Origin of the sequence: Microcoleus sp. S1D4, assembly GCF_036700765.1 — a bacterium.
In the GTDB taxonomy this organism is placed as follows: domain Bacteria; phylum Cyanobacteriota; class Cyanobacteriia; order Cyanobacteriales; family Microcoleaceae; genus Microcoleus.
On sequence record NZ_JAUBPP010000010.1, the window covers coordinates 182,519 to 193,968 of the forward strand.

General features: G+C 46.6%; 11 protein-coding genes. 6 read left to right on the plus strand and 5 right to left on the minus strand.

All coding sequences use genetic code 11. The annotated features are described in order from the left end of the window. Positions 1–259 precede the first annotated feature (259 nt). The 3 genes from QT998_RS13125 (at position 260) to QT998_RS13135 (ending at position 3,610) form a co-directional block, all read left to right on the plus strand. Complete coding sequence (locus QT998_RS13125; protein ID WP_333115347.1) at positions 260–1,384, plus strand: flagellar assembly protein H; 1,125 nt, start codon at positions 260–262, stop codon at positions 1,382–1,384. A gap of 113 nt (positions 1,385–1,497) precedes the next feature. Then, positions 1,498–1,623 (plus strand): hypothetical protein, encoded by a 126-nt coding sequence (locus QT998_RS13130; RefSeq protein WP_333087277.1) that lies wholly within the window; start codon positions 1,498–1,500, stop codon positions 1,621–1,623. Positions 1,624–1,696: 73 nt separating this feature from the next. Beyond that, complete coding sequence (locus QT998_RS13135; RefSeq protein ID WP_333115344.1) at positions 1,697–3,610, plus strand: heavy metal translocating P-type ATPase; 1,914 nt, start codon at positions 1,697–1,699, stop codon at positions 3,608–3,610. 181 nt (positions 3,611–3,791) lie between these two features. On the opposite strand, the gene QT998_RS13140 is transcribed toward QT998_RS13135, so the two are convergent. From QT998_RS13140 to QT998_RS13155, 4 genes are all read right to left on the minus strand, one after another. Continuing rightward, positions 3,792–4,139: an IS1 family transposase gene (locus QT998_RS13140; protein ID WP_333087490.1), complete on the minus strand. Its 348-nt coding sequence runs from the start codon at positions 4,137–4,139 to the stop codon at positions 3,792–3,794. A gap of 111 nt (positions 4,140–4,250) precedes the next feature. Further along, positions 4,251–5,864, minus strand: a complete 1,614-nt coding sequence (gene guaA, locus QT998_RS13145) for a glutamine-hydrolyzing GMP synthase (protein WP_333087274.1) — start codon at positions 5,862–5,864, stop codon at positions 4,251–4,253. A gap of 335 nt (positions 5,865–6,199) precedes the next feature. After that, positions 6,200–7,486: a cobalt-precorrin-5B (C(1))-methyltransferase CbiD gene (cbiD, locus tag QT998_RS13150; RefSeq protein WP_442921507.1), complete on the minus strand. Its 1,287-nt coding sequence runs from the start codon at positions 7,484–7,486 to the stop codon at positions 6,200–6,202. Between the two features lie 122 nt (positions 7,487–7,608). Continuing rightward, positions 7,609–7,785: a hypothetical protein gene (locus QT998_RS13155; RefSeq protein WP_333087273.1), complete on the minus strand. Its 177-nt coding sequence runs from the start codon at positions 7,783–7,785 to the stop codon at positions 7,609–7,611. Positions 7,786–7,994: 209 nt separating this feature from the next. On the opposite strand from QT998_RS13155, the gene QT998_RS13160 reads away from it, so the two are divergent. Continuing rightward, complete coding sequence (locus QT998_RS13160) at positions 7,995–8,399, plus strand: STAS domain-containing protein (protein ID WP_333087272.1); 405 nt, start codon at positions 7,995–7,997, stop codon at positions 8,397–8,399. Positions 8,400–9,233: 834 nt separating this feature from the next. Here the strand turns inward: QT998_RS13160 and rpsD are convergent. After that, complete coding sequence (gene rpsD / locus QT998_RS13165) at positions 9,234–9,842, minus strand: 30S ribosomal protein S4 (protein ID WP_194071088.1); 609 nt, start codon at positions 9,840–9,842, stop codon at positions 9,234–9,236. Positions 9,843–10,036: 194 nt separating this feature from the next. On the opposite strand from rpsD, the gene QT998_RS13170 reads away from it, so the two are divergent. Then, complete coding sequence (locus QT998_RS13170) at positions 10,037–10,645, plus strand: hypothetical protein (RefSeq protein WP_333087271.1); 609 nt, start codon at positions 10,037–10,039, stop codon at positions 10,643–10,645. Positions 10,646–10,963: 318 nt separating this feature from the next. Further along, positions 10,964–11,317: a rhodanese-like domain-containing protein gene (locus QT998_RS13175; RefSeq protein WP_333087270.1), complete on the plus strand. Its 354-nt coding sequence runs from the start codon at positions 10,964–10,966 to the stop codon at positions 11,315–11,317. Positions 11,318–11,450 lie beyond the last annotated feature (133 nt).

An 11,450-nucleotide genomic window follows, 5' to 3' on the forward strand; every position in this document is an offset into this window, starting at 1 on the left:
TAAATTATATCCGATATCTGTAGGTAAACGGCAATGCCGTGTCCGGCGCGGGACTATGCAATTTTTATAATTAATGTTCTTATTGAATAGCGTTTAATTTTTAAAATACTCAATTTTTAGAAGTGTTATTGCGATAAAAAAGTAATTTATATTTTGTGATATCTTTCTATTTTACTCTAATTTAAAATTGAAAATATCGCTTTAAAACATGATAGAATTAACTGATGCAGTGAATCCAAAATCTTAAATATAAAATCGAATGACTCGATTAATTCACGATCGCTTTGCCAAAGAATACCTAGAAGAAATGCTGTCTCCATTAGGAACAGTCAATATCGGTCGCGATGTCACTTCCGAAGTGCAAGAAATCGATGTTTACTTTACTCATGAAGCCACAGTCCCAGAACATATCAAAAACTTAGGATTGTTGGGGCAACTAGCAACTGCGACGGCAATTTTTGAACCGTTCCGCAACCCGGCAACTATCAGGGAAGTTGTCGGTTGCATCAGCAAATTGTTTGATATTCAGAGCGAATTAGAGCGAGAAGCCAGAAGAGACAATATTCGACTTAACGAAAATGATTTTCCGAAATTGTGGATTCTCACTCCCACAGCCTCAGAATCGCTGTTAAACGGGTTTCGCGCACAACCAGACGAACCCAATTGGATGCCCGGTATCTATTTTTTGGGGGAATATTTGCGATCGGCAATTGTGGTAATCCATCAGTTGCCAAAAACTCCCGAAACCTTGTGGCTGAGGATTTTGGGCAGAGGAAAGGTGCAGGAAAAAGCAGTGGCCGAGTTGATCGCCTTGGCTACAGACAACCCCCTGCGAACTAATGCGTTAGAATTGCTGTATCGACTGCAATCAAACTTAGTAGCAAATTTAGAACAGCCCATAGAAACAGAAGACCGGGAGTTAATTATGACTATCGCACCTCTCTTTCAAGAACAGTTACAAGCAGCACAGGAACAAGGATTAGAGCAAGGATTAGAGCAAGGATTAGAACAAGGATTAGAACAAGGATTAGAACAAGGAAGACAAGAACAACAGCGCTTAATTTTAGAGAATTTTCTGCGAGTGAGATTTGGAGAACTAGACTCGTTGATGATAGCGTTTCTCTCTCCCGTGTCCAGGATACCTGCTGCCGAGTTTACGGTAATTTTGCTGGCGATATCTATGCTCGCGGTGGATGCAGCAGGCAGGCAAGAAGCGGTGAGATTGTTAGCAGAAAATGTCTTGGCACTGCGCTTAAATGAATTTGGCGATAGTTTACCTACACTGGTTGCTAATTTGTTGGCTTTACCTGTCGCAGAGTTGACATTGTTGTTGGAACAATTGCCTCAGTTATCGGCTGATGAATTGATTTCCAGATTGGGATAGATATAGTCTTGGACGCACGGGTGGTCAGAAACCTGGTTTTTAGGAAAATACTTGATTGTAGCCGACAGATTGGGTGAAAAACCGGGTTTATTTGGCTTGATGTGTCCAGGACTATGTTTGTTTGTGCAGGACATGGCAATGCTGTTTTCTTACCAGATTTACCGACAGTTTATCGCGGTTTGCGATCGCCCGAAATACAGGAAACGGCAGTTCCGTTTCCCTACCCGCAGGGAATTTAGACCAAAAGCTTGACATTGACATTAATGTCAAGGTTTACGATGCAGGAGTCATTCTACCAAGTCAAATTTTCCCATGACTCCCAATTCCCTCCCCACCTCGCGCCTGTCGCGCCTCGCCGCAGAACATCCAGATGCTGTGACTGCCGCCCTGTGCGGAATTCTGGTAATTTTGGGTTCGATCGCCCTACAAGTCGGTTGGCTGGGCTTAGCGGTGTTAATATTGCCCGCTGCTTACGTGATCGGCGGCTATTCCAGCACCCGCGAAGGCTTGACTACGCTTTTTCAAGAACGCGAATTAGATGTAGATTTGTTGATGATTGTTGCTGCTTTAGGTGCGGCTGGTTTGGGGCTGTGGCGGCAAGAATATCATTTAATTGTTGACGGCGCTGTGTTGATTTTAATCTTTGCAATTAGCGGCGCGCTGGAAGGTTATGCGATGCAGCGGACTGAACGCAGCATCCGCAGTTTGATGAGTTTGACGGCGGATACTGCTAGGGTGATAATGTACGATGGGGAACGGTTGGTTGCGATCGACAAATTGGCAATTGGCGATCGGCTTTTAGTCAAGCCCGGAGAAATTATTCCTACAGATGCGATAATTATCGAAGGCTACAGCACCCTCAATCAAGCCTCGATTACCGGCGAATCGATGCCCGTGGAAAAAGTTGCTGGCGATGAAGTCTTTGCAGGCACGATTAACGGTGCCGGCGCGCTACAATTAGAAGTTCACAAAACTCCCGAAAGCAGTTTGATTCAGCGAGTGATTCGGCTGGTACAACAAGCACAAACAGAAGCGCCTCCTTCTCAGCAATTTGTGGAAAAGTTCGAGCGCGGTTATGCTAAATTAATTGTCGGTCTAGGCTTGTTGTTGGCAATTTTGCCGCCTTTTATTTTAAACTGGAATTGGGAAGATACCATCTATCGAGCGCTGATTTTCCTAGTAGTCGCATCCCCCTGCGCGCTGATGGCTTCGATTATGCCGGCGCTGCTTTCGGGTATGGCTAACGGGGCGAAACAGGGAATTTTGTTTAAAAGCGGCGCGCAATTGGAGATAGTTGGTAAAGTCCGGGCGATCGCCTTTGACAAAACCGGAACCCTCACCACGGGAAAACCTGAAGTTATCCAAATTGTACCAGCAACCGGATATACTGAAACAGAAGTTCTGCAATTGGCTGCAGCCCTCGAAACTCATTCCGAACACGCGATCGCCCAAGCAATTGTCCAAGCCGCCCAGCAGCAAAAGTTACAATTGTCAAGCGCGATCGACGTACAAGCAAAAATAGGTCGCGGAATAGTCGGCAAAGTTAACAATCAAACGATTACCATTGGTAAAGCCGATTTTGTGCGAGCAACTTCGGAGTTGACTCACATCAGCCAACAATTGCAAGCAGAGGGAAAAACAGTTGTTTGGGTAGCAAAGGGCGATGAACTTTTGGGCATCATTGCAGTCGCAGATACAGTCCGCCCGGAAGCGGCAGCCACAGTAAAACGCTTGCAAAATTTAGGTGTAGAACATATCATAATGCTGACAGGCGACAACGAACAAACCGCTCAATACATCGCCCAACAACTAGGCATTAACGAAGTGTACGCCGAACTTTTGCCGGAAGACAAAGTGCACCTAATTAAAAAGCTGCAAACCCAGTATCAAACCGTCGCAATGGTAGGAGACGGCATCAACGACGCACCAGCCCTCGCCCAAGCTTCCGTGGGAATTGCGATGGGAATTTCCGGTAGCGATGTCGCTTTAGAAACTGCTGATATCGTATTAATGGCAGATAAACTAGAACAACTAGGTAAAGCAATTAGTTTGGGCCGCCGCGCTCAAAATGTAGTCAAACAAAACATTGTTTTTGCGCTAAGCTGCATTATACTATTGTTGGCTGCTAATTTTTTAGGAAATATCACAATGCCGATCGGCGTTATCGGTCATGAAGGATCTACAGTTTTGGTAACATTGAGTGGTTTGCGGTTGCTGAGACATTAATTAAATTACTCGTTACCAGACACACAGCGATAAAATTAAATCCACTAAAATCCCAGAAACCGGGTTTCTTCCCCGAGCTCTCCCACTCAACCTAAATCTTCATATAAACCCGGTTTATCGCCACGCAGCGATCAAATTAAATCCACCAAAATCCCAGAAACCGGGTTTCGGCGTTGCTGAATCAAGGTATGAATGCCCCGGTCATGGGAATATCGTCAAACTTCAAGTAATCTATTAATAACTTAATAGAATGCTTGAGCATTTCCTCACATTTAGAATAACAAAGAGTCTTACGATGTAGCCTAGCCAAATAATGTCTTAGTCTGGTATTTTTCCCTTCAACTCGGGTCATATAAGTCTTGCTAATAATCTGATCCCCATCAGGAATAAACATGGGATATACAGACCATCCATCAGTTACATAAAAATAGCATTTCCATGCACTTACTTGGTCCCATAATGGTTCAAATGTCGGCGTTGCTGATTTAGGGTATGACTGGCTCAATATGCAAGTCAGAGAAACCAGTATCTACAAAACTTCGGGATTTTCAAGTTATTTTTTTCATACCCTGATTAAGCAACGCCCGCAAATCCAGGAGACGGACAAAAGAATTGTCCGCCCACCCGTCCTAAGCGAAAATCACTCCCACTCGATCGTACCAGGCGGCTTAGAAGTAATATCGTAAACCACCCGGTTTACCCCCTTAACCTCATTCACAATCCGGTTCGAGATCAGTTCCAACAAATCGTAAGGAACCCGTGCCCAATCAGCCGTCATCCCGTCTTCACTTGTGATAAATCGTAGAACGATCGGGTAAGCATAGGTGCGCTGATCGCCCATCACCCCAACACTGCGAATCGGCAGCAAAACAGCAAAAGCTTGCCAAAGTTCCCCGTACAATCCGTGCCGGTTAATTTCTTGGCGAACTATAAAATCAGCATCCCGCAGAATATTTAGTCTCTCTGCGGTAACTTCTCCCGTAATCCGAATGGCCAATCCCGGGCCGGGGAAAGGTTGTCGGTTGACGATTTCTTCGGGAAGCCCGATCGACCGGCCGACTTTTCGCACCTCATCCTTGAACAACTTTCGCAGCGGTTCGATCAACTTAAAGCACAAATCTTTAGGCAACCCGCCCACATTGTGGTGACTTTTAATTTTAACAGCAACTCGTTCGCCGCTTTTCGGGTCTACATTCGTGTCAGCAGATTCAATCACATCCGGGTAAAGAGTGCCTTGGGCTAGGTAATCAAAAGGGCCCAGACGCTTCGATTCTTCTTCAAATACACTGATAAATTCGTGACCGATCCGCTTGCGTTTTACTTCAGGATCGGTAACACCTTCAAGCTTAGCCAAAAAGCGACTGCGAGCTTGAACGTACTGCACCGGAATGTGGAATTGCTCTTGAAATAATTTCACCAACCGTTCCGGTTCCTGCTTCCGCATAAACCCTTGGTCGATAAACATACAAGTAAGTTGGTCGCCGATCGCCTGGTGCAGCAAGAAAGCCAAAGTCGAAGAATCAACCCCACCGGATAGAGCCAACAAAACTCGTTGATCTCCCACCCTGGCACGAATTTCGCGAATAGTTTCTTCGACAAAAGTAGCTGTCGTCCAAGTCGGTTCGCACTCGCAAATATGGTAAACAAAATTGCGAATCAAAGCTTGTCCGCCGATCGAGTGAACCACTTCTGGGTGAAACTGAACGCCGTACAAACTTTTCTCATGGTTAGCCACAGCAGCAGACGGAGTATTGTCCGTGTGAGCGAGGATCTCAAAACCCGACGGCAACTCGCTACAGGAGTCTCCGTGGCTCATCCACATCGTGCTGCCCTCCTCGACATTTGTCAGCAAATCCGTAGGATCGTCAATAAATAGCGATGCCTTGCCGTATTCCGCCAACTTAGCCCGCTCAACTGTCCCGCCGAGTTGCTTTACCATCAACTGCATCCCGTAGCAAACACCCAGCACAGGGATTCCCAAATTCCAAATTTCCGGGTCGCATTGGGGAGCTCTTTCATCGTATACAGAACTCGGCCCTCCTGACAGAATAATTCCTTTAGGTGCGATCGCTTTTAACTGTTCTGCAGTAGTGCGGTAAGAAATAACTTCTGAATATACTTGAGTTTCGCGAATGCGGCGAGCAATCAGTTCGGAATATTGCGAACCGAAGTCGAGAATCACGATCATTTGGCGGTCTATTTGCCCCAGAGAAGAGTTTGTGAGGTCAGAGTCAGTTTCTATTTGAGTAGTCACGGTGATTGCGTAATTGCTAATTGCTAGTTGGGCAGAATGTAGCGGAGGTATTGGTCGCTGCTTGAGTCCAAAATTGATGGAAGCGAGCTACCCTTAGTCGCTAGGAATAAATAAGATTTATACTAGATTGCTGTCAGCGATCTCAGTCAATTAATAGGGTCTGCGACAAGCATAAATTTACTTCTAGCCTTACCCTAATTAATTAAACTATTGCATCAGAAATTTATTCAGGACGCAACCCAGTATAATCAAGGTCTAGGGACTGAGAATTATTACTTGTTAAATATTATCCCTGAGCTATCTTTTACAAAGAATTACGGGATATTCACACTACATTAACAAATTTGTGTCAAAAATGTATCTCCTATGTCACTTTTAACAATAATTTTGCGATCGCGCCCAAACATCACTGAGCCCACGGGAATACGCTGGTTGGTGTGAGTAAAAATGCAATCCGCCGATCGCAAGTCTATTTCTCGGCTAATCTCACCGTAAATTCGATCGACCCAATTGCTACCAGTTGCCGCATCCAAAGCCCGCAGTTGCCCGAGAGCCTCTTCGGCCGTCGCTGCTGAAAAAATCGCGGAACAGGCATCGGCGGGCATTCCAGCTTTAGCACAGTAAGCTGTGAGAATTTCCCTGCGCCCATCGGCGAGGTGGTGGTGAGTGTGAAAAATCCCCGCCGCCAATTTCATCAATTTACCGTGATAGCCAAACAGCAAAATCGATCGCACGCCCTGAAATCCAGCCTCTACCAGCAGCGGGCCCAGCCAGTTAGCAGTTTTCACCAGCCGCTGCGGATCGATCCCCAGTTGTCGCGCCAAATCCAAGCCATTTTCGCCAATGCAGAAAACTAAAGTGTCAAACAGTTCGGCTTTTTGTTGCAGTTGTTCGCGATAAACTTCCAACTGTCCGGGGGCGCTCAGCGGTTGAGAAATGCCCGTTGTACCCAGCAGCGAAAGTCCTTCTACGACACCGAAAGCTGCGTTAGAAGTGCGGGCCGCCAGTTTGCGCCCTGAAGGCAAAATCAGGGTGACAGTAATTTTTTCTCCCCGTGCGAGTTCTCTGCTCAGATTCGATCGCAGCAGCCGCATCGCATAATCATAGATTGCCGCTCCTCCACCTGCTTTGTGATGTCCAATTCCCTCACCCCCAACAATCACAATCTGCTCTCCCTCTCTTCCATTCTCCCCCTCTCCCTCTCTCCTCATCTCTCCCCCATTCTCCCCCTCTCCCTCTCTCCCCCTCTCTCCCCCATTCTCCCCCTCTCCCCCTCTCCCCCTCTCTCCCCCATTCTCCCCCTCTCCCCCTCTCCCTCTCTCCCTCTCCCCCTCCCCTCTGTGCAATTCCACCATTGCCCAAACGGGGGTATTGCGAGTCAAATCGAGGTTGTCTCCCGGCTCGGAGCGAGTCACGCCTAGAGCAGTATCCGTTTTGAGTACAGATGCTTGTTCGATCGGAATTTCTGCAGTTACTTGCGGTTCCAGTAAATCTACTGATACAGTATCTACATACTGAATACCTCCACGCAAGCACCGCAAAGCTGCAAGTGCTGCTGCACAGGCAAATACTGGCAGGGTATACCCGGATAAAGGTTGAGTTTGTGTCACGATGGAGTGCATAGATCCGTAAATTTGCCGACGATCGACATCACCTACTAGCAGCGATCGCCCTCAAACATTTAAGCTTGTTTTTAGAGTTTACTAGGATATGCAGTTCAGGTGATTTTTGTCAAGCGATAATTTTATTTTACCAGTTGCCTTGAAGCCAGCAACACTTTTTGAGAATAACGGGCGATCGTTCGCTCTCGCGTTCCCGTTCCCCGCAGCGGTTCGGTGAAGAGTAGGATAACTATCCACCTTCCAGAATCGCCCACCACCGACTCCGAAGCCTTACTGGCCCGCAGATGTTCACAAAACACCCGCAGCCGCGGCGAAGCTATCCCTCGCGGGCCCAATCGCCAGCGCGTCCAAGAGTAACAAACAAATTCCAGGAATTAAGTACAAATACTGTAAACAAATTTTTAAAACCAGATGGTTATAGCTATCTTCCAGACACCTTGCATCCTTTTTCCCCCCATTTACCCCGTATTGAGTAGAGTTATGTTGCGGTCTCGCAGGGGGAAGAAATATGAAGACCGCTACTAACCTCACGCCTGCATTTGTTTCGGATTCAACCTCTCAACTAGCTCACCGAACCACCCCATGCAACACCATTATTTTGCAACTCAAGGGCTGTCTCGGCGGCATCTCTGTCCTAGATTTCCAAATTAATTTGGAGCAAGCTTTGGAAACGGCCACCCTGAGAGTTGTCGTGGATCTGCAGCAAGTGGATGCTGTCGCGCCAGAGGGAATTGCCGCCCTCGCCCGAGGATTGGAGTTAGCCGCTATACTCGGCAAGTCGATCGTCTTTAATGCTATGGATTTAGCTAGCTCTAGAGATTTGAGAGCCGAGTGGATGAGTTCGCGCGAAATTTGTTTTGGCCCTTGGGGCGATTTATTCGATCGGGAATTCGAGCAATTTTTGGCGGGCTAAATGCTGCCATCGTTTCCTTGTTAAGCCCTAAAACCTAGGTTTTTAAATCGGCAAATTAATATTTTTGCTCTTTACCAGGCTCTGCCTGGTAATGCATATCCGGAGGCTCTGCCTCTCTTGAGGCCTGGGCTTCGGGAGAAAAAACTGGCATTGCACAAGTCACGGAATCGATACATAAACCGCAGATAAAAAGCAGATGCAACACGGTTCGACGCAGATAATTTCAGATAATTTGTAATTTTTGCAAGAGGTATATAGTAGTTATCATAAAAAAGATGAGGTATAGCCTTTCTGTGCTCTCACATGAGGTACTATCCGGCATAGGCCAAACCGGGCATAGGCCAAACCGGGCATAGGCCAAACCGGGCATAGGCCAAACCGGGCTATCCTCACTTTTTTGAGAACCGCTATATTGATCGATATATCCCTGAATCCCTCAATTCCCCAGTCTAAAACTTGTACGCTCGCGAAGCCGAAGAATCTCAAATCTCAAATCTCAACCTGTACCTCACCTTTTTGAGAAAGGGTATAGAGACGAGTGTGGCAGATGTTTAAATTATTAAATTTTCCTTCCTTACAAGCTAAAGCCCGAACATCGAACAATCGGGATATAATTTAACGGCCAACAATTAACTGTTAACTATTAACACTTAATTGTTGACCGTCAAAAAGCTTTTTTCAGCCTTCAGCATAGCTGTGTCTAAAAAATCAGTCTTCAGTCCTTAGCCCTAGTTATTCAGTAGCAATTAACTAATCACAGAGTGCGTACCCAATTTTTAATTCTTTGCTAGCAACTAACTGATGACTAATGACCAACGACTGATGACTAATAAATTAAGCTTGACGCGAGTAGTATTCAACCACTAGCAGTTCATTAATCTGAAGAGCAATCCACTCGCGTTCGACAACGCCGTTGACTTTGCCGACCAGTTTTTGCTTATCAAATTCCAAGTGACTGGGCAAGTGAGCCAAGCCTGGATCTTTGAGATTGGTTTCCACCATCGTGCGCGATCGCTCTCTATTTTTCACTGCAATCACTTCACCAGGCTTGCACTGATAGCTGGCGATATTGACTTCACGATCGTTAACAGTGATGTGACCGTGATTTACCAATTGTCTAGCGGACGGAATGGTTGGAGCCATTCCCATCCGAAACACAGTATTGTCCAAGCGCATTTCCAAAAATTGCAGTAACACTTGACCTGTGGAGCCCGTGGCACGGCGGGCTTTGCGGACGTAACGGAGCAATTGGCGTTCCGTCACACCGTAATTGAAACGGAGTTTTTGCTTTTCTTGCAAACGAACCGCATACTCAGAGAGCTTTTTGCGGTTTTGACCGTGCTGCCCAGGCGGGTAATCGCGTCTGGGCGTTTTGCGGGTTAAACCGGGCAACTCTTTCAGGCGACGAACGATTCTTAATCGGGGGCCTCGATATCGAGACATTTATTTTCCTCTCTAATCTCTGTATGCAATTTTATGCAGACTCTATATTATATGTTTATAACGCTCAAAATTCTCACAAATATCAATAAAAAAATTGATCGACCGCAGCGAACCGTAATGTGCGGTAAATTCTGAAGGAAAAGCCGATCGCTCGATCGCCCCAATCAGCCCAAAAACTCACAACTCGATCAGCCATGCAAAAGCGCAATTTTTCCCTAACTTCTGCCCCAAAGCCAGCACCGCGCTGGATGTTAGCTCTCGGCACTCCCCTAGTCGCCCTGAGTTTGTTGGCAGTAGCACTGCCAATCTCCCCAGCATCAGCCATCACTCTGAGATTTCCCCGAACTCAAAATTCCTATCGCGTCTGCGCTAAAGAATTAATCGAAGCCGGAGTAGGGGCCGAGGCAGCTGCAGCAGCTTGTGCCGACGCGCTCCACCCCCGCGACATATCTAGATGCGCCCTCCAAATCAACCGCAAAACAAATATTTCTGGTCTCGAAGCCCTCTCTACCTGTCGGCAGGTGAGGCGGCCAGACGAATTGACTACTTGCGTAGTGAATATTCACACCAAAACAAAAACTCAACCTGCAGCTCCCCTGTTAGTGCTTGATGGGTGCCGCCGCAGTTTATTACCAGAACAGTTTGCTGAATGCGTCGTCGGGTTGAGCGGCAGGCTCGACTTTCCCACTGACAGGTTGCTGGCAACTTGTCTCGATCCAAGGGAAAAAGTGAGCCAGTTGGACGGGCGTCCTGCACCTACTCCTCCCGTCGAGCTAATGCCACCGCCTTCGCGGCTCAATTAATTATTTATTGGGAAATGGTAATTGCTAATTGGTAATTAGTAATTGCTAATTGTAGTGAGTGCGATCGTCCTCATCACAATCTGCGGGCGCACTTGCAACCTCAGAAACTCGGTTTCGAGCTTTTGTATGTGAACCCTGAAACTGTCCGAACAGTTAACTGTTAGCTGTTGACAGTTAGCTGTTAGCTGTTAGCTGTTAACTGTTAGCTGTTAGCTGTTAGCTGTTAAATGACTAATGACTAATGACTAATGACTGCTGACTACTGACTGCTGACTACTGACTACTGACTACTGATTAATGACTTTTTTAAATAATCAAATGTCACAAAATTTTGCTCAAATTACCGTCGAAGAATTAGGTCGCTACTTAGCAGAAAAAACGACCGATGCTGAGAAATTTCAGCTTGTGGACGTTCGGGAACCTCACGAAATTGAACTCGCGGCCCTGCCGGGATTTGTAGTTTTTCCGCTTAGCGAGTTTGCCGAATGGTCTGGTGAAATTGACACTAGACTCGATCGCGACACAGAAACCCTCGTCCTGTGTCATCACGGAGTGCGATCGGCTCAAATGTGCCAGTGGTTAACCGATCGAGGATTTACCAACGTTAAAAATATCGTTGGCGGCATCGATGCTTACTCAATGGTAGTCGATCGCACCGTGCCACGCTATTAATCTGACGCCCGCTCCAACTACGACAATATAGATTTGTAGTGAGGACTTAAGTGAAATGGCACTGAAAAAGGCTTAATTACGCCCTCAGTCAGCTTAGCTTTCAAGAGAGAGCGAGGTTCCTGCATTCGAGAAT

Bases quoted from the DNA above. Each gene is read 5' to 3' on its own strand.
- QT998_RS13125 (WP_333115347.1), top strand. From the start codon at position 260: ATGACTCGATTAATTCACGATCGCTTTGCCAAAGAATACCTAGAAGAA.
- QT998_RS13130 (WP_333087277.1), top strand. From the start codon at position 1,498: ATGTTTGTTTGTGCAGGACATGGCAATGCTGTTTTCTTACCAGATTTA.
- QT998_RS13135 (WP_333115344.1), top strand. From the start codon at position 1,697: ATGACTCCCAATTCCCTCCCCACCTCGCGCCTGTCGCGCCTCGCCGCA.
- cbiD (WP_442921507.1), bottom strand. From the start codon at position 7,486: ATGCACTCCATCGTGACACAAACTCAACCTTTATCCGGGTATACCCTG.
- QT998_RS13160 (WP_333087272.1), top strand. From the start codon at position 7,995: ATGAAGACCGCTACTAACCTCACGCCTGCATTTGTTTCGGATTCAACC.
- rpsD (WP_194071088.1), bottom strand. From the start codon at position 9,842: ATGTCTCGATATCGAGGCCCCCGATTAAGAATCGTTCGTCGCCTGAAA.
- QT998_RS13170 (WP_333087271.1), top strand. From the start codon at position 10,037: ATGCAAAAGCGCAATTTTTCCCTAACTTCTGCCCCAAAGCCAGCACCG.
- QT998_RS13175 (WP_333087270.1), top strand. From the start codon at position 10,964: ATGTCACAAAATTTTGCTCAAATTACCGTCGAAGAATTAGGTCGCTAC.